Annotated in this window: 19 protein-coding genes; 7 read left to right on the top strand and 12 right to left on the bottom strand. The window is 72.7% G+C overall.

Annotated features, from left to right (window positions below; all coding sequences use genetic code 11):
* The first annotated feature begins 74 nt into the window (after positions 1–74).
* The gene (locus tag ACFW9Z_RS08395) at positions 75–434 is read left to right on the top strand and encodes a hypothetical protein (RefSeq protein ID WP_384636254.1); all 360 of its coding nucleotides are present in this window, start codon (positions 75–77) and stop codon (positions 432–434) included.
* 366 nt (positions 435–800) lie between these two features.
* Here ACFW9Z_RS08395 and ACFW9Z_RS08400 read toward each other — a convergent pair whose 3' ends face one another.
* The 4 genes from ACFW9Z_RS08400 to ACFW9Z_RS08415 all read right to left on the bottom strand — a co-directional run bounded on the left by ACFW9Z_RS08400 (position 801) and on the right by ACFW9Z_RS08415 (position 3,750).
* Positions 801–2,015: an NAD(P)/FAD-dependent oxidoreductase gene (locus tag ACFW9Z_RS08400; protein WP_384636257.1), complete on the bottom strand. Its 1,215-nt coding sequence runs from the start codon at positions 2,013–2,015 to the stop codon at positions 801–803.
* Complete coding sequence (locus ACFW9Z_RS08405) at positions 2,012–2,206, bottom strand: ferredoxin (RefSeq protein WP_384636259.1); 195 nt, start codon at positions 2,204–2,206, stop codon at positions 2,012–2,014. Before ACFW9Z_RS08405 ends, ACFW9Z_RS08400 begins: the two co-directional genes overlap by 4 nt.
* A 43-nt stretch (positions 2,207–2,249) precedes the next feature.
* On the bottom strand, positions 2,250–3,218 hold the full coding sequence (locus ACFW9Z_RS08410) for a pyridoxamine 5'-phosphate oxidase family protein (protein ID WP_384636262.1): 969 nt from the start codon (positions 3,216–3,218) through the stop codon (positions 2,250–2,252).
* Positions 3,219–3,294: 76 nt separating this feature from the next.
* Positions 3,295–3,750 (bottom strand): VOC family protein, encoded by a 456-nt coding sequence (locus ACFW9Z_RS08415; RefSeq protein ID WP_384636265.1) that lies wholly within the window; start codon positions 3,748–3,750, stop codon positions 3,295–3,297.
* A 151-nt stretch (positions 3,751–3,901) separates the two neighbouring features.
* Here ACFW9Z_RS08415 and ACFW9Z_RS08420 point away from each other — a divergent pair, with 151 nt between their 5' ends.
* The 3 genes from ACFW9Z_RS08420 to ACFW9Z_RS08430 all read left to right on the top strand — a co-directional run bounded on the left by ACFW9Z_RS08420 (position 3,902) and on the right by ACFW9Z_RS08430 (position 6,056).
* Complete coding sequence (locus tag ACFW9Z_RS08420; protein ID WP_384636268.1) at positions 3,902–4,504, top strand: CGNR zinc finger domain-containing protein; 603 nt, start codon at positions 3,902–3,904, stop codon at positions 4,502–4,504.
* A gap of 258 nt (positions 4,505–4,762) precedes the next feature.
* Complete coding sequence (locus tag ACFW9Z_RS08425) at positions 4,763–5,353, top strand: HPP family protein (protein ID WP_384636271.1); 591 nt, start codon at positions 4,763–4,765, stop codon at positions 5,351–5,353.
* A gap of 97 nt (positions 5,354–5,450) precedes the next feature.
* The gene (locus ACFW9Z_RS08430) at positions 5,451–6,056 is read left to right on the top strand and encodes a flavin reductase family protein (protein WP_384636812.1); all 606 of its coding nucleotides are present in this window, start codon (positions 5,451–5,453) and stop codon (positions 6,054–6,056) included.
* A 15-nt stretch (positions 6,057–6,071) separates the two neighbouring features.
* Here ACFW9Z_RS08430 and ACFW9Z_RS08435 read toward each other — a convergent pair whose 3' ends face one another.
* Positions 6,072–7,460: an MFS transporter gene (locus ACFW9Z_RS08435; protein ID WP_384636274.1), complete on the bottom strand. Its 1,389-nt coding sequence runs from the start codon at positions 7,458–7,460 to the stop codon at positions 6,072–6,074.
* Between the two features lie 194 nt (positions 7,461–7,654).
* Between ACFW9Z_RS08435 and ACFW9Z_RS08440 the strand changes: the two genes are divergently transcribed.
* Entirely contained in the window at positions 7,655–8,011 is a 357-nt protein-coding gene (locus tag ACFW9Z_RS08440; protein WP_384636276.1) for a hypothetical protein, read from the top strand.
* Here ACFW9Z_RS08440 and ACFW9Z_RS08445 read toward each other — a convergent pair.
* Positions 7,941–8,363 (bottom strand): DUF2809 domain-containing protein, encoded by a 423-nt coding sequence (locus ACFW9Z_RS08445; protein WP_384636815.1) that lies wholly within the window; start codon positions 8,361–8,363, stop codon positions 7,941–7,943. The two genes, ACFW9Z_RS08440 and ACFW9Z_RS08445, sit on opposite strands and share 71 nt — an antisense overlap.
* 440 nt (positions 8,364–8,803) lie before the next feature.
* Here ACFW9Z_RS08445 and ACFW9Z_RS08450 point away from each other — a divergent pair, with 440 nt between their 5' ends.
* Positions 8,804–9,793, top strand: coding sequence for a GlxA family transcriptional regulator (locus ACFW9Z_RS08450; RefSeq protein WP_384636278.1), 990 nt, complete (start codon positions 8,804–8,806; stop codon positions 9,791–9,793).
* Positions 9,794–9,799: 6 nt separating this feature from the next.
* On the opposite strand, the gene ACFW9Z_RS08455 is transcribed toward ACFW9Z_RS08450, so the two are convergent.
* From ACFW9Z_RS08455 to ACFW9Z_RS08475, 5 genes are all read right to left on the bottom strand, one after another.
* Positions 9,800–10,465, bottom strand: a complete 666-nt coding sequence (locus ACFW9Z_RS08455) for a TetR/AcrR family transcriptional regulator (RefSeq protein ID WP_384636281.1) — start codon at positions 10,463–10,465, stop codon at positions 9,800–9,802.
* A gap of 160 nt (positions 10,466–10,625) precedes the next feature.
* On the bottom strand, positions 10,626–11,117 hold the full coding sequence (locus ACFW9Z_RS08460) for a MarR family winged helix-turn-helix transcriptional regulator (RefSeq protein WP_384636284.1): 492 nt from the start codon (positions 11,115–11,117) through the stop codon (positions 10,626–10,628).
* Between the two features lie 132 nt (positions 11,118–11,249).
* Positions 11,250–12,299 carry a Zn-dependent alcohol dehydrogenase gene (locus tag ACFW9Z_RS08465; protein WP_384636287.1) on the bottom strand — a complete coding sequence of 350 codons (1,050 nt, stop codon included), beginning with the start codon at positions 12,297–12,299 and terminating at the stop codon, positions 11,250–11,252.
* Positions 12,296–13,459 carry an acyl-CoA dehydrogenase family protein gene (locus tag ACFW9Z_RS08470; protein WP_384636290.1) on the bottom strand — a complete coding sequence of 388 codons (1,164 nt, stop codon included), beginning with the start codon at positions 13,457–13,459 and terminating at the stop codon, positions 12,296–12,298. The genes ACFW9Z_RS08465 and ACFW9Z_RS08470 overlap by 4 nt, the downstream gene beginning before the upstream one ends.
* Positions 13,460–13,552: 93 nt before the next feature.
* Positions 13,553–14,470 carry an SDR family oxidoreductase gene (locus ACFW9Z_RS08475; RefSeq protein WP_384636292.1) on the bottom strand — a complete coding sequence of 306 codons (918 nt, stop codon included), beginning with the start codon at positions 14,468–14,470 and terminating at the stop codon, positions 13,553–13,555.
* 84 nt (positions 14,471–14,554) lie between these two features.
* Between ACFW9Z_RS08475 and ACFW9Z_RS08480 the strand changes: the two genes are divergently transcribed.
* On the top strand, positions 14,555–15,481 hold the full coding sequence (locus ACFW9Z_RS08480; RefSeq protein ID WP_384636295.1) for a cyclase family protein: 927 nt from the start codon (positions 14,555–14,557) through the stop codon (positions 15,479–15,481).
* A 31-nt stretch (positions 15,482–15,512) separates the two neighbouring features.
* Here the strand turns inward: ACFW9Z_RS08480 and ACFW9Z_RS08485 are convergent, their stop codons facing one another.
* A complete protein-coding gene (locus ACFW9Z_RS08485; RefSeq protein ID WP_384636298.1) occupies positions 15,513–16,022 on the bottom strand; it encodes an ATP-binding protein in 510 nt (169 codons plus the stop codon).
* Positions 16,023–16,064: the final 42 nt, after the last annotated feature.

A 16,064-nucleotide genomic window follows, 5' to 3' on the forward strand; every position in this document is an offset into this window, starting at 1 on the left:
GTGAGTACGGGACCGTGGTCCGCTGAGTCATCCGCCCCATGCCCGGGCGGCAGGGGGTCGGCGAGGATCGGGGCGTGAACCCTCGTACGTACGACATTCTCTACCGACCGGCCCGGATCGCCCCTCCGCCCCGGCGTACTCCTGTGATGCTCCTGGCCGCAGGGTTGTGGCTGCTCGCCTGGGCGCTGATCTCCTTGCCGGTCGCCCTGGCCGGTCTGACGGTGGTGTGGGGGATGGCCGAGGGCGTGCCGATGACGGGCTTCCTGCTCTGGTGCGTCGGCGGTGCGTCCGCCGGTGCGGCCGTGCTCGTCGCGGTCCGTCTGGCACCGGCCGTGCGGCGGATGCGCGCCGACGCCCGGAGCCTGCTGCTGGGGGCCCTGGCCTGCCTGGTCTCCCTGGTGCTGGCGGCGGTCACTTTTCTCTCCGCCGTATGACCGATGCTCGGCGACCGTTCCGCGCTCGTGCGCGCTTGCGCCCGGTACGTCGTACGGCAGCAGGGAAGCGACCCGTCGGCCTGGTACCGGGAGCGGTGCACGGCGGCGGACGACCCCGGGTTGCCGCCCGGTGCGGTGATCGGGCGAACTGCTCGACCGGAGCCGGCATCTGTTCAGCGACTATGTGCTGCGGCTGCGCAAACTGGAGGCTGGGGTGGAGAGTTGAGAACGGACCTCGGCCCAGCCCCCCGGGCCAGGACCCTGATCGGCACGCGACGTACGGTGGCCCTGTCGAGGCCCGGCCGGTAGGCCGTCCGGACGGTCTGCCCCCCTGTACGGCCACCGCGCCCGCCGAGCTCGTGAAGATCAGCCGGACGTTCGCTCGGCCAACGCCCGCCGGTAGGCCGCCAGTCGGGAGGTCCGGCCGATGGTCAGGGCGCCGACCAGGCGTCCGTCCAGGTGGTAGCTGACCTCCAGGCGCCGGGCGTCCCGGTCGCATTCGTGGACCTTCACCAGGTCGCCGAGGGCCGGCAGGCCCACCGAGCGGAGCCGGACGCCGTGGAAGTCGGACCAGAAGGAGGGCACCTCGGCGAAGACCGGGGCCCCCTCGCCCAGCAGCAGCGTACGGGCGGCCGCCGCGCCCTGCTCCGCCGCGGCGGCCCAGTGGCCGAGGGCAGTCGCGGCGCCGCCCGCGAGGGGCTGCGGGACCCGGGCCGCGTCGCCCGCCGCGACCACGCCGGGCACCGTCGTACCGTCCGGGAACAGGGCCCGCAGGCGGGAGTCGGTGGGCACTCCGTCGACCGCCTCGATCCCCGAACCGGCCAGCCACCCGGTGGCCGGGGCCGCGCCCAGGGCCAGGACCGCGACGTCGGCCGCGAGGAGCCGCCCGTCGGCCAGCCGGGCGCCCTTGAGCCCGCCGTCGGCACCCGTTCCGAACGCGGCGACCGTGGTGCCGGTGCGCAGGTCGATGCCCGCCTCCCGGTGGAGCATCCCCACGAACGCGCCGACCTCCCTGCCGACCGCGCGCTCCAGTGGTACGGCCCCGGCCGCCACGAGCGTGACATCGAGCCCGAGCGCCCGGCCCGCCGCCGCGACCTCGCCGCCGAGGAACCCGGCGCCGACCACGAGCAGCCTCCGCCCGGGGGTGAGCGCGGCCCGCAGCGCCATCGCGTCGTCGCGGCCGCGCAGGGTGAACACACCCTGGTCCGGGCCGGGTTCGTCGTCCACGACACCGGACCGGGCGGCGGCCCCGGTGGCGATCACCAGGCCACCGTAGGGCAGGCGCGTGCCGTCGGCGAGCGTGACGATCCGGCGGTACGGGTCGAGCCGGACGGCCGCCCGCCCCAGCAGCCAGCGGGCCCGGAGGCCGTCGGGGAGCGGGAGCAGAGGGTCGGCCGGGGCCTCGGCGGCCGTCAGGAACTGCTTGGAGAGCGGCGGGCGGTCGTACGGGGCGTGCCGCTCGGCCCCGACGATGGTCAGCCTGCCGGTGAACCCCGCTTCCCGCAGGGCCGTCGCGGCCCGCAGCCCGGCCAGCGAGGCCCCGACGACCACCACATCGCGGGGCGGGACGACGGCGCTCACGGGGCGGGGACCACGGTGATGGCGCGGACGGGGCAGGAGGCGGCGGCCTTCCCGGCCACCTCGCGCAGCCCGTCGTCCGGCTCGGCTTCGTACTGGAGGTAGTCGTCATCGTCGAACGAGAAGATCTCGGGGGCGGCGAAGACACAACTACCGTGACTTTCACAGACGTTCAGGTCCACGGTGATCTGCATGGCGACTCCGTCACAGGTGTGGGCACGTTGGCTCGATGGGGCTTCAGCCGGACGTCGGCGGGTTGAAGCGGGAGTAGAGGGGCGCGGACCAGCGCAGCGGGGAGGCCGCCGCGATCTCCCGTACGGCGGTGATCTCGAACTCCACCAGCCGCTGCGCCCCGGGGTGACGGGCCACCTCCTCCTCGTCCCACACCGTGCGGGCCGAACCCGTCAGATGCAGGGAGGTGCCGGTCTCCCAGCCGGGGACGAACAGGCCTGCCGCCGGGTTGAGTTCGAGGTTGCCCAGGGTCAGGAACATGGCGTTGCCCAGGTAGTCGGGCCAGCGCAGCAGCCGGGGTGAGAGCACCTGGACGAAGCCGGGGTTGCCGCCCCGGTGCGAGGCGTCCGCGTCTCCCCGGTCGGAGGTGGTGGCGACGAAGAAGGTGTCGGCGGCCCGCAGCACCCGCTGTTGGGGGGGGCTCAGCTCCACGCTGTCGACGGCCGTCCGCCGGACCGGACCGGCGGCCGTCGCCACAGCCGTACGATGGTCGCGTTTCTGGATGTACTTGGGGCAGTTGGCGATGACCTGGTCGAGTTCGACGCGCAGCCCTTGGCCCTCGCGGACCGCCCGGCCGTTCATCCGCATCCGGCGGCGGGTGCCCGGTTCGATGCCGATCATGCCGATCCGGGCGGGCTCCTCGCCGGTGCCGGTGCCAGGACCGGCACCAGCACCGGCACCGGTTCCGGCACCGGAGAGGAGTCGGGCGAGCGGATCCTCCGGCGGGGGCAGCACCCCGATATTCAGGGTGCGCGGCCCGGCCACGGACAGGAACCCCGGCTCCCCGGTGAGCTGGGTCGCCCAGACCCGGCCCCGCTCGTCCGTGCCGCCCACCACGACGTGGGGCTGTTGGGCGAGGAAGGCCACCGCCACATCGGGGATGGAGTTGCCGATGGCGCCCTGCGACTGTCCGGCCTGACGGGCGAGCCCCGCCCGCTCCTGCACGGCGATCTCACCGTGGTGGTAGCCGCCCATGATCCTGTCCTTTCGCCAAGAGTGACCCGCGCCGGAGCAACTACCGCTGTCACTGCCGCCGATACCGCTCTCTCACCTAGAAGAAACCGCAGGTGGGAGCCCCGGCGGTCGGCGCGTCCGCCGGATCGGCGCCGAAGGGCGCGTACACCTCCAGGCGAATGCCGTCGGGGTCGGAGAAGAAGATGCCGCCGGAGGTACCGATCTCGCCGTGCGGCACGACACCTTCGTAGGCGAACTCGGCACCCAGGGCGCGCACGGTCTCCTCGGTGGCCCGGACCTCCTCGACGGTGTCCACCTGGAAGGAGAGGTGGTGCAGGCCGGGCAGCGCGGGGGCGAAGGCGCCCTCGCTCTGCTGCCACAGGGTCACCACGAGCTGGGAGTCCCGCCCGAGGAAGACCCAGCGGCGGTCGTCGTCCTTCCCTTCGGCCAGCACCTCGAAGTCGAAGACCTCGCGGTAGAAGGCGAGCGAACGGTCCAGGTCGGTGACGTTGAGGCCGATGTGGCCGGTCTGCAGGTTCTTCGCCTTGCTCATGGTCGATCCCCATGCCTTCGGTCAGGGCCACGAGACACCTCGTAACCAGTAAAGTTGAATTTAAAGGTTAGAAGCCAGGGTCGTCAACCACTGAAAGCCATCTGGCCGGTTAGCATGAGCGGAGTACTTCGCGACGGAAGGGACGACTGCCGTGCCGCACCCCACCGGGGCCGACCCCCGGCCGCTGATCGGCGAACCCCTCGCGCTCGACCTGCTGAACACCCGGTGGATCGATGCGGAAGGCCCGCGCGACCTGCTGGAATCCGAGCAGGGCCTGGCGATCTGGCTGAACAGCGACCCCGTACGCGAGCACACAGGACCCACCGCGTTCGCCGCCGACCTCGACACCCTGGACCGGTTGCTGGAGGCCCGTACCGCGCTCGAAGCGCTGGCGGCGGCGGCCGGCGGACAGGATCCGGCCACCCCGGCCGCCATGGCGGCGCTCAACGAGGTGCTGTCGCACGGGCGTATCCGCCGCACCCTGGGGGCGGACGGGCTGCCGGAGTCGGCGGTGGAGGTGGACGACCCGTCCTGGGGGCCCGCCTGGTACGCGGCCGAGGACTGGCTACGACTGGTGGCCGACCGGCCCGACCGCATCCGCCCGTGCGCGAACGACGCCTGCGTCCTGCACTTCTACGACATCTCCAAGAACGGGACCCGCCGCTGGTGTTCGATGGCCGGCTGCGGCAACCGCGCGAAGGCGCAGCGGCACTACGCCCGCCGCACCGGCTCCGGCACCGGCACCTGTACCTGAACCGGAGGCCGCGCCCGTCACACCGCTTCGTCGCCCGCGCGGGCGCGCCCGCTGCGGCGGGCCAAACGGCCCCGGTCCCGCGCCCCGCCGTGCACCACGCGCGGCGGGCACGGGTCCTGACGAAGCAGAGGACGCAGCCCGGCGGACGACGGTCCGGAACTCCGGCCCGGGGGCCGACTCCTCCCCGTGGGCGGACCCGCGCGCGTACGTGTTCACCACGGCCAGCTCTCCCGATCCAGCCACCCAGGAAGGAATTCCATGCCCGAGACCCCGACCACCCCCGCCATACCTGCCCCCACACCCACACCAGCCACACCCACACCGGCCGCCCCCACACCAGCCGCCCCCACCCGCTCCCCCTCCCTGCTGACCAGCAAGGCCCCCGCCCGCCCCGCCCTCTCCTCCGTCTCGGTCGCGACCGTCGGCGGCACGGCCGCCCTGGTGCTGCTCGCGGCCATCGGTCACGCCCTCGGCCAGACGGTGCTCATCCCGCCGCTGGCCGCCAGCGCCGCGCTCGTCTTCGCGGCGCCCGCCCTGCCGCTGGCCCAGCCGCGCAACGTCATCGGCGGGCAGCTCGTCTCGGCGTTCGTGGGCTTAGCGGTCCTCGCCGCCGCCGGAAGCTCGGTCTGGGCCTCGGCCGTAGCGGGCGGCCTCGCGATCGGCGCCATGACCCTGACCCGTACCGGACACTCCCCCGCCGCCGCCACCGCCGTCATCATCGTGGCGACCCAGCCCCCGGCGGCCCTCTTCCTCGCCCTGCTGCTGCTCGCCACGGCCGTGATCGTCGGCTTCGGCATCCTGGCCGGGCGCAGCGGCAGGACCGCCCGCTACCCCACGTACTGGTGGTAGATCCCCAACGGGCCATCCACTCAAGCTCGTTCGGCCCCGCCCGTTCACATCTGACGGTGCGTCAGTTCTAATGGGCGGTGTGATGGGACACGCAGGCATGGCCGCCACCGCCGTCCGGTACCTCAGGTCCGTCGGCGCCGCCACGACAGCGGCGGCGACGGAGCACGCACCGCCAGAGACGCTGCCCCGGCCCGGTCTGAGGGCGGTCCGGGACGATGAGCGACTCCCCGTCGACCCGGGCGAATTCCGGCGCGTGCTGGGCCACTTCGCCAGCGGCGTCACCGTCGTCACCGCACGCGACGCGGACGGGGCCACCGGCTTCGCCTGCCAGTCCTTCGCCTCGCTCTCGCTGGACCCGCCGCTGGTCGCCTTCATGGTCGCCCGTACGTCGACGACCTGGCCGCGCATCGCCCGCGCCGGGGCGTTCTGCGTCAACGTCCTGGGCGCCGAACAGGGGCCGCTGTGCCGGGGGTTCGCGGTGAGCGGGGCGGACAAGTTCGCGGGGGTGGCGTACGAGGACGCCCCGGCGACGGGGTCACCGCTGCTCGACTCCGTACCGGCCTGGGTCGACTGCCGCGTCCACGCCGTCCACACCGGCGGGGACCACCTGATCGTGGTCGGCAGGGTGGAGGCGCTGGGGGCGGCGGAGGAGGGGGAGCCGCTGCTGTTCCACCGGGGCGTGTTCGGCCGGTTCAGCCGCTAGGGGCGAAGGCACTCTTCACCCGCTGGAGACAGCCGAGTCGGCCGAATCGGCCGAGTCGCCCCCGGCGGCCCCAGCGCCCCCGGCGGCCGAGTCGGCCCGTGCGGCCCGCCGGATCACCAGCGACATCAGCGCGGCAACGGCACACAGCGCCCCCGCCGCGTACCAGACCACGTCGTAGCTGCCGAAGACGTCCCGCGCGACCCCGCCCAGGAACGCCACGACCGCCGCGCCCACCTGGTGCGAGGCCAGCACCCAGCCGAAGACGATGGCGCTGTCGTCCCCGTACTGCTCGCGGCAGAGCGCCAGCGTCGGCGGGACCGTGGCCACCCAGTCCAGCCCGTAGAAGACGATGAAGAAGACCATCGGCGGTTGCACCTCGGGCGCCATCAGCATCGGCAGGAAGAGCAGCGAGATCCCGCGCAGCGCGTAGTAGACGGCGAGCAGTCTGCGGGCGTCGAAACGGTCGGTGAGCCAGCCCGAGAAGATCGTGCCGACGACGTCGAAGATCCCGATCACCGCCAGCAGCGAGGCGGCCGCCGTGATCGGCATGCCGTGGTCGTGCGCGGAGGGGACGAAGTGGGTGCGGATCAGCCCGTTGGTGGAGGCCCCGCAGATCGCGAAGGTCCCGGCCAGCAGCCAGAACGGGCCGGTGCGCGCCGCGCTGAACAGCACCTTCACCGTGCGGCGCGCGGCACCCCGGGCCGGGGCGGGCTTCGCCACGTACACACCGCCGTACGGGGCGAGCCCCACGTCGGCCGGATGGTCACGCATCAGGAGCCGGACGAACGGGACCACGACCAGCGCCGCCAGGGCCACGGTCACCGAGGCGGGCCGCCAGCCGTGCTCGGACACGATCCAGGCGCAGAGCGGCAGGAAGACCAACTGCCCGGAGGCGCCCGCCGCGGTGAGAATGCCGGTGACCAGCCCCCGCCGGGTCACGAACCAGCGGTTGGTGACGGTCGCGGCGAACGCCATCGCCATGGACCCGGTGCCCAGGCCGACGAGCAGCCCCCAATAGATCATCAGCTGCCAGGAGGCCGTCATCCAGACACTGGCCAGCGCCCCGGCCGCCACCATGGTCAGCGCGGTCGCCACGACCCGCCGGATGCCGAACCGGTCCATCAGCGCGGCGGCGAACGGCGCCGTCAGCCCGTACAGTGCCATGTTGATGGAGGCCGCGAGCCCGATCTCACCGCGCGACCAGCCGAACTCGGCGTGGAGCGGGTTGATGAGCAGCCCGGGCAGGGAGCCGAAGGCGGCGCCGCCGATGATCGTCACGAAGGTGACGGCGGCGACGATCCACGCCCGGTGGATACGCCGATGGATACGGGGACGACGGCGGCGCTCCTCGCGCGGCGGCCGCCGGTCGTCGTCCCGGGCGGCGCTTTCGATGGTCTCGGTCACGTGGACCAGCCTCTTGGCCTGCGCCTGTTCCCACGAGTGGCCGGGAGGACATGGTTCGCAGGGATCGGGCCACACCCCCGGCCGGGGGGCCGGGCGCCTCCTGCCCGTACCATCGCCGACGGCCACTGCGGCAACCGGCCGACCGACCTACCTACCTACCGGTGGCCGCGTACGCGACGAATCCGGGGGATCTCATGCAATGGGTCGCACGTCAGAAGTTCCATCGCGCATCGACGGCGATGCAGACCTGGGGAGCCGTCCTGCTGCTCGCCGCCTGCGCGTTGTGGGTGCGGCTCGCGTATCTGCTGGTGGAGCAGTCGGACCGGTCCTGCTACGGGGAGACGCAGAACTGCGGCCTGATCGAGGCCCTTCCCGAGCAACTGACGCTCCTGGCAATCTCCGTGCCGGTGTCGGTGCTGGGCGTGGCGCTGTTCGTCGCGGGTACGGTCCGCCGACAGGCCAGCGCCCACGCCCTGGAGGTCATCGAGATGCAGCGGGCCGAGGCCCGGCGGAAGGCGAAGGAGCAGGAGAAGAAGCAGGAGGAACGGTAGAAGACCTCCGGACCCCCGTGTGCACGGCCCAGCCCGCCACCGCGCCCACCGCGTACCAGAACAGGTCCGGGGCGTTGAACGTCGAGCCGAGCACCAGCCGGGCCACCGCGCTCCGCGCCGAGAGGTCTGCGGGCACCCCGGTGAGCTGGAGGAGTTCGACGGCCCAGCTCAGGGCGAGCGCTGTGGCAGCCACCACGACCGGCCGCGCGCGGGGCGCGCAGAAGGCGACGAGGGCGCAGAGCAGCACCGTATAGAGCGCACTCCCCGCGTACTTGGCGAAGGCACCGTCACCCACGGCCCGCACACCGAGCCCGGCGGCAACGGTGACGACGCCCGCGCCCGCGGCGACCAGCCGGGCGCGAAGGGCGGAGGGCCGTACCGGAGACGTCGTACGAGCCCGAAGCGAGGAACCCCGCGCGGAAGGCCTCACAAAGGAACGGAACAAGACAAACCTCACGCGCTCCCCACCATCCGCAACTGCCGCAACCGCCGCAACCGCAGGCCCCACCGGACCGATTGGACCCACCGGACCCACCGGACCCACCGGACCCACCGGACCCACCGGATCGATTGGACCACCAACAGCACCGCCACCACCACCCCCCTATTGATCACGGCCACCGCCACCAGCGACTCCGGAGCACCCACCGCCGCAGCCACCGGGAATGGACGCGATCCCTGTCGGCTTCTCCCTCTCGTCGCTACCCTGTACCAGCCCATGGTCTATACCAGCCAGTGAGTTCCCCGATGGGCCCCCCACAGGCCCGTCGGCGCCTTTCGAGGAGGCCCGCCATGCCGCACCGCGTCGCCGTCCTGGCCCTGGACGGACTGCTCCCCTTCGAGCTGGGCATCCCGGACCGGATCTTCGGCCGCTCCCTGGAACCCGTACCGGGCAACAAGGGCAGGAAGCTGTACGAGGTCGTGACCTGCTCCGTCCGCCCGCCGGGGCCCGTCCGGACCGACTCCGACTACTCGATCCTCGTGGAGCACGGCCCCGAGGCGCTGGCCACCGCCGACACCGTGGTCGTCCCCGCCTCCTACGAGCTGGGCCCGGTCTTCGAGGAGGGCAGGCTCACCGAGGAGCTGGCCGCCGCCTTCGCGCTCGTCCGGCCGGGCACCCGTATGGTCTCCATCTGCACCGGCAGCTACGTCCTGGCCGCCGCCGGGTATCTGGACGGCCGCCCCGCCACCACGCACTGGTCCTCCGCCGACCACTTCCAGCGGACCTTCCCGCAGGTCAGCGTCGACCCGGACGTCCTGTTCATCGACGACGGCGACGTCCTGACCTCCGCCGGGGTCGCCGCCGGGATCGACCTCTGCCTCCACCTCGTGCGCCGCGACCACGGGTCCGCCGTGGCCAACGAGATCGCCCGGCGCACGGTCGTCCCCCCGTACCGGGACGGCGGGCAGGCCCAGTACATCCACCGCCCCGTCCCCGAACCGCAGTTCGCGACGACCACCGCCGCCCGGGCGTGGGCGCTGGGTCGGCTGGACCGGCCGATCCTGCTGCGGGACATGGCCCAGCAGGAGTCGATGAGCGTACGGACGTTCACGCGCCGCTTCCGGGAGGAGGTGGGCGTCAGCCCCGGCCAGTGGCTGACCCAGCAGCGGGTGGAACGGGCCCGGCACCTGCTGGAGTCCTCGGACCTCTCCATCGACCAGGTGGCCCGGGACGCGGGCTTCGGCACGGCGACCTCCCTGCGCCAGCACCTCCAGGCGGCGCTGGGGGTGCCCCCGACGGTGTACCGGCGTACGTTCCGGGCCTCGGCGGACACCGCATAGACAGGGTTACGTCGCCGGGTCCGGCAGCAGATCGTCCAGCTCGGCCGCGAAGAGCTGGGCCGGGTCGAAGCGCATCCCGGTGAAGTGCCCGGCGAGCTCCAGTGACAGCACGCCGTGCAGCCGGGTCCAGAAGCTCATGGCCAGGTGCAGGGCGGCGGGCGGGGCGGGGTGGTCACCGGCCCACTCCCGGTGCTGCCCCAGGTGGGCGGCGAGCGGGGCCGCAGGGGCGCCCGGGGCCCCGGAGACGAGCGCCGCGCATGCGTCGAGCAGGGTCGCCATGATCTCGGAGGAGACGGCGGTGGTGTCGTCGGGCGCGTGGTAGCCGGGGACGGGGGTGCCGTAGACGAGGAAGTACCGGTGGGGATCCGCCAGCGCCCAGCCGCGCAGCGCGTACGCCAGCCCCGACAGGTCGGCACCTTCGGCGGCGGCCGTACGGAGGGTGTCGGCGAGGCTGCGGTACGCGTCCCGGATGAGCTCGGTGATCAGCTCGTCGCGCCCGGCGAAGTACCGGTAGAGCGCGGGGCCGCTCACGCCCATCTGCTTGGCGATGGCGTTGAGGGAGAGCGCGGAGGCACCGGCCGTGGCGATCTGCTGCCAGGCGTGTTCCTTGATCTCGGTACGCACCTGGGCGCGGTAGCGCTCACGCGGGGTTGTTGTGTCGGACTGCGCCATGGTGCGTCGTCACCTTCCCCAGCCACGACAGTCACGACAGCCACGACAGTCCCCCGGTCATGACAGCCGCGAGGCTACTTGCTCAAAGTTTCGTGAGAAATTATCACGAACCCATTGGCCTCTCACCGCATCCCACTGTCCGCGCCCCTCTCCGCCGGGCCTAGGAGTCCCTGTCCGCCTCGACGTTGGCGACCATCCTGCGCAGCACCTTGAGCGCGGCCACGTACTCCTCGTCGCTGATGCCTTCGTGGACCACGGCGCGCAGTCCGGTCGCCAGGTCGCGCAGCCGTAGCCGGGCAGCCTCCCCGGCATCGGTGAGGTGCAGGCGGCTGTCGGTGTCGGTCCGCAGCCAGCCGCGGTGGAGCAGTTGGCCGACGGCGCGCCCGATCTCGTGCGGCCCGTCCGCCATGGGCGTCAGTTGGGTGACGGCCTCCTCGCGGCTCGGCGCCTCCGGCCATCCGTTCACGCAGTTCAACACCCAGTACTGCGGCTGCGTGGCGTCGATCCTGGCCATCGCGTCCCGCAGGTGCCGGGTGACGGCCGTGTGCGCGAGGCCGCTCCAGTACCCGATGGGCTGGGTGGCCAGCATGTCGTCGGCGACGCGCGGATCGGCCGGAGCCTGGTCGGTGGGAGTGTCGGTCAGCGGTTTCATGATCTCGAAGCTATCTCCGCAAGTGCCCGTGAGCACCACTGATTTGAGCCACGCCCGGAGCCTCGCGAAGGTCCGGGGTACGGGGCGGCCTCCGGGGCCGTGTCCGGTCGCCGCCCGTGCTGAATCCGTGGGTCAGAAGACCAGTACCCCTCGCGCCACCCGCCCGTGGTGGGCATCCTCCGCCGCCTTGGCGAAGTCCTCAACCGGGTAGGTCTCGGTGACCAGTTCGTCCAGCAGCAGACGGCCCTCCCGGTAGAGGTCCGCGTACAGGGCGATGTCCCGCTGCGGGCGCGAGGAGCCGTAACGGCAGCCGAGGATCGACTTGTCCAGGTACATCGAGGAGACGACGAACGACGCCTCGGCGCTCGCCGCCGGTACGCCGAGCAGGACCGCCTGGCCGTGGCGGTCGAGGAGGTCGATCGCCCGGCGGATCAGCTCGGTGCGGCCGACGCACTCGAAGGCGTGGTCGGCCCCGTCGGGGAGGATGTCCCGTACGCCGTCGGTGCCCGTCAGGAAGTGCGTGGCGCCGAACTGCCGGGCCACCGTCTCCTTCGCCGGGTTGCTGTCGACGGCCACGACGGTGAGCGCGCCCGCGAGCCGGGCGCCCTGGAGCACGTTGAGGCCGATGCCGCCGGTGCCGATGACCACGACGGTGTCGCCCCGGTCGACCTTCGCCCGGTTCAGCACGGCCCCGACGCCCGTCAGGACCCCGCAGCCGATCAGGGCGGCGGAGGTGAGGGGCAGGTCGGCCGGGATCTTCACCGCCTGGACGGCTCGTACCAACGTACGTTCCGCGAAAGCCGAGTTGGAGGCGAACTGGAAGAGCTTCCTACCGCCTCGCGAGAACGGGCGGCCCGGGCGCCCTATCGCCTTCCGGCACATCGTGGGCCTGCCCCGGTCGCACTGGGCGCAGGCCCCGCAGTTGGCGAGGGTGGAGAGCGCCACGTGGTCACCGGGCCGTACGTGGCCGACGCCGGGGCCGACCGCTTCCACCACGCCCGCGCCCTCGTGGCCGAGCACGACGGGAACGGGGAAGGGGATCGTGCCGTCGATCACCGACAGGTCGCTGTGGCAGAGACCGGCGGCGGCCACCGCCACCAGCACCTCGCCGGGGCCCGGTTCGCGTATCTCCAGGTCGTCGACGACCTCGGTCCGTGTGCCGTCGAAGACGACGCCTCTCATCTCGGCTCCCTCGGTAGGCCGAGCACCCGCTCGGCAATGATGTTCCGCTGGATCTCGTCGGAGCCGCCGTAGATGGTGTCGGCCCGGCTGAAGAGGAACAGGTGCTGTGCGGTGGTGAGTTCGTACGGGTTCTCCGGTGACCAGGACTGGGGGCCGACCGCTCCCGGCTCGCCCCTCACCTGGACCGCCAGTTCGCCGAGCCGCTGGTGCCAGCCGCCCCACAGCAGCTTCGCCACGCTGGGGGCGCCCGGGTCGCCGGTGGTGCCGAGGGTGCGGAGGGCGTGGCGGCGCATGGTGACGAGTTCGGCCCACTGACGTACGAGGGCGGCCCTGACGACCGGGTCATCGGCGGCCCCGCTCGCCACGGCGGCGGCGACCACCTCCTCCAACTCCCGGGCGAATCCGATCTGCTGGGCGAGGGTGGAGACCCCGCGCTCCAGGGCGAGCAGCCCCATCGCGACCTGCCAGCCGTTGCCCTCGCCGCCGACCACCTCGGCGGCCCGGGCCCCGTCGAAGAAGACCTCGTTGAACTCGCTGGTCCCCGTCATCTGTCGGATCGGCCGCACCTCGATGCGGTCCGGCTGGTCCATCTCGACCAGGAGGAAGGAGAGTCCGCGGTGGCGGGTGGAGCCGGGTTCGGTGCGGGCCAGCACGAAGCACCAGTCGGCGTCCTGGGCCAGCGAGGTCCAGATCTTCTGGCCGGTTACGGTGTAGCCGCCGGTGCCGTCCGGGGTGGCGGCGGTCCGGATCCCGGCGAGGTCGGACCCCGCGTCCGGCTCGCTGTACCCCTGGCACCAGAAGGTCTCTCCGCGCGCGATGGGGGGCAGGTGGCGCTGTTTCTGCTCCTCGGTGCCGTAGGTGATGAGGGTGGGGGCGAGGAGGTTCTCCCCGATGTGGCCCATGCGGGGCGGGGCGGTGGAGCGGGCGTACTCCTCGGCCCAGATGACCTGTTGGGGGAGGGGGGCGGGGCGGTTGCCGTAACGCGCGCCTTCCTCGGATGGCCAGCCGATGCCGATCCACCCTGCCCGGCCCAGCTCGCGTTCCCACGCGCGGGGGGTGGGGATGGGGGTGGAGGTGGGGGTTTCGGCGAGGTGGGTCTCCAGCCAGGTGCGGGCGTGGGTGCGGAAGGTGTGGTCGTCGTCGGTGAACCGGAAGTCCATGCGTGCCTCCTGTCGTTCCGGGGGCACCGCCCCGAATCCAGCCCCTCCGGCGATTGAGGAGCGGGGGTTCGGGGGCGGAGCCTCCGAGGGCGGTCACTGGTTCGGCCGAGCCCCCTGCCTCGCCGCCTCCGCCATCTCCTCCACCCGCGCCAGCATCGGCATCGGGTCCACCCCCACCGTCCCCGGCAGGAAGGCCGCGATCCGTTCCGGGGTCCAGGGGCCGCCCTCCGCGTACGCCGCCCGTAGTTCCCTCGGCTGGGCCCAGACCGCGATCTTGGGGCCGGCGATCGTGTACACCTGGCCGGTGATCTTCTCCGCCCGCGCCCGGTCGCTCAGCAGGTAGACCACCAGCGCCGCCACGTCCTCCGGCTCACCGATCTCCGCCAGCTCCATCGGCACCCCGGCCGACATCCGGGTCCGGGCCACCGGGGCGACCGCGTTGGCCGTGACGCCGTACCGGTGCAGGCCCAGCGCCGCGCTGCGGACCAGCGAGATGATCCCGCCCTTCGCCGCGCTGTAGTTGGCCTGGGACACGCTCCCCTGGTGGTTGCCGCTGGTGAAGCCGATCAGCGTGCCGCCGCCCTCCTGCTTCCGCAGCACCGCCGACGCGGCCCGGAAGACCGTGAACGTGCCTTTCAGGTGCGTCGCGAGGACCGGGTCCCACTCCTCCTCGGACATGTTGAACAGCATCCGCTCGCGCAGGATCCCGGCCACGCAGACGACCCCGTCGAGCCGCCCGTACTCCGCGAGCGCCGTGTCCACGATCCGCTGTCCGCCCGCCATCGTGGAGATGTCGTCGGCCACCGCGACCGCCCGCCCGCCCGCCGCCTCGATCTCCTTGACCACGGACCGGGCGATCTCGCCGGCCGGCTCCGAGCCCTCGACGGAGACGCCGTAGTCGTTGACGACGACCCGCGCCCCCTCCCCCGCCGCCGCGAGCGCGACCGCCCGTCCGATGCCCCGGCCGGCCCCCGTGACGGCGACCACCTTGCCTGCCAGGAAGTTCCCCATGCCCGGCCCCTTTCCGCAGTTTCTGACGGACCGTTAGATTTTACGGGCAGCCGGACGCCCCGGCACAAGACCCAGGAGGCCCCCATGTCCCTGCCGGCCGAGTTCCACGAGATCGCCAAGCGCGTGAACAACTGGGGCAGGTGGGGGGAGGACGACGAGCGCGGGACGCTCAATCTGGTGACCGACGCCGTCGTACGGGAGGCCGCCGCCACCGTCCGGAGCGGACGCCGGGTACCGCTCGCCCTCCCCCTCCGCCACGGCGGCGTGCAGAGCGGGTTCATCCCCGGGCGGATCGACCCGCTGCACACCATGGTCCAGATCAACCAGGAGATGTTCGGGCCTGGGACCGTCGCCACCAGCGACGACACCGTCACCATGGGGCTCCAGGCCGCCACCCACTGGGACGCCCTGACCCATGTCTCGCACAGCGGGAGGATCTACAACGGCCGCCCGGCGGACACCATCACGGCGCACGCCGGCGCGCAGTTCTCGTCGATCGCCGCCGTGGAGCACGTCGTGTCACGGGGCGTACTTCTCGATGTGGCGCGCGCCCGGGGTGTGGACCGGCTGGACGGCACGCACGCCGTCACGCCGGAGGATCTGGACGCGGCGGAGGAGTTCGGGGGCGTACGCGTACGGGCCGGGGACATCGTCCTCGTACGGACAGGGCAGGTGCAGGTCGTCCTGGCCGGGGACCGGCACGCGTACGGCTATCCGTCGCCCGGGCTGTCCGTGCGCACGCCCGAGTGGTTCCACGCCCGGGATGTGGCGGCGGTCGCCAACGACACCCTGACCTTCGAGGTCTTCCCGCCGGAGATCGAGGACCTGTGGATGCCCGTGCACGCGCTCCACCTCGTCGAGATGGGGATGCTCCAGGGCCAGAACTGGGAGCTGGAAGCGCTGTCCACAGCCTGTGCGGAGGAGAGGCGGTACGCGTTCCTGCTCACCGCCACGCCGGAGCCGTTCACCGGGGCCACCGGCTCTCCGGTCGCCCCGGTCGCGGTGCTGTGACCACGTGATCCCGTACGGAGAACAGTCCGGCTCAGGCCAGGCCGGTCGCGTTCGTGAAGACGCAGGAGGGTGGCTCGCACACCTCGCCGCCCTGCACGACGACCTTCGGCGGCGCCTCCCGGCCCGCCACCGGACCGCCCCGGTCCACCTCGCACCAGATCTGCTTCCCGGCGCCCTCCCGCTGCCAGCCCCAGCGGTCGGCGAGGCCGTCCACCAGCTCCAGGCCCCGGCCGCCCGTGTCCTCGCCCTCCGCGTGGCGCGGGCGCGGCGGGCAGTCGCTGGCGTCGGCGACCTCCACCCGGACGGTCCCGGCCGCGCCGGAGGCCCCGGAGCCGCCGAACAGCATCCGGAGCACCGCCGGGCAGCCCGTGTGGACGACCGCGTTGGTGACCAGCTCCGAGATCAGCAGGATGAGCGTCTCCGCGAGCGGCTCGTCATCCCCTATCCCGGATCCGACCAGGCGCGACCGCGCCCACCTACGGGCCCGTCCCACCTCTGCGGGATCCGGACCGACCTCCAGCTGAACCTGAAGCACCTGCACCGCTCACACCATCCGAACCGGCGGACACATCGCCTCGCGCCT

Origin of the sequence: Streptomyces sp. NPDC059452 (assembly GCF_042750035.1) — a bacterium.
GTDB lineage: Bacteria > Actinomycetota > Actinomycetes > Streptomycetales > Streptomycetaceae > Streptomyces.

Coding starts and splice junctions, on each gene's coding strand:
- ACFW9Z_RS08475 (WP_384636292.1), bottom strand. CDS start 14,470: ATGGGGAACTTCCTGGCAGGCAAGGTGGTCGCCGTCACGGGGGCCGGC.
- ACFW9Z_RS08415 (WP_384636265.1), bottom strand. CDS start 3,750: ATGAGCAAGGCGAAGAACCTGCAGACCGGCCACATCGGCCTCAACGTC.
- ACFW9Z_RS08410 (WP_384636262.1), bottom strand. CDS start 3,218: ATGGGCGGCTACCACCACGGTGAGATCGCCGTGCAGGAGCGGGCGGGG.
- ACFW9Z_RS08425 (WP_384636271.1), top strand. CDS start 4,763: ATGCCCGAGACCCCGACCACCCCCGCCATACCTGCCCCCACACCCACA.
- ACFW9Z_RS08405 (WP_384636259.1), bottom strand. CDS start 2,206: ATGCAGATCACCGTGGACCTGAACGTCTGTGAAAGTCACGGTAGTTGT.
- ACFW9Z_RS08440 (WP_384636276.1), top strand. CDS start 7,655: ATGCAATGGGTCGCACGTCAGAAGTTCCATCGCGCATCGACGGCGATG.
- ACFW9Z_RS08450 (WP_384636278.1), top strand. CDS start 8,804: ATGCCGCACCGCGTCGCCGTCCTGGCCCTGGACGGACTGCTCCCCTTC.
- ACFW9Z_RS08460 (WP_384636284.1), bottom strand. CDS start 11,117: ATGAAACCGCTGACCGACACTCCCACCGACCAGGCTCCGGCCGATCCG.
- ACFW9Z_RS08430 (WP_384636812.1), top strand. CDS start 5,451: ATGGCCGCCACCGCCGTCCGGTACCTCAGGTCCGTCGGCGCCGCCACG.
- ACFW9Z_RS08455 (WP_384636281.1), bottom strand. CDS start 10,465: ATGGCGCAGTCCGACACAACAACCCCGCGTGAGCGCTACCGCGCCCAG.
- ACFW9Z_RS08470 (WP_384636290.1), bottom strand. CDS start 13,459: ATGGACTTCCGGTTCACCGACGACGACCACACCTTCCGCACCCACGCC.
- ACFW9Z_RS08465 (WP_384636287.1), bottom strand. CDS start 12,299: ATGAGAGGCGTCGTCTTCGACGGCACACGGACCGAGGTCGTCGACGAC.
- ACFW9Z_RS08480 (WP_384636295.1), top strand. CDS start 14,555: ATGTCCCTGCCGGCCGAGTTCCACGAGATCGCCAAGCGCGTGAACAAC.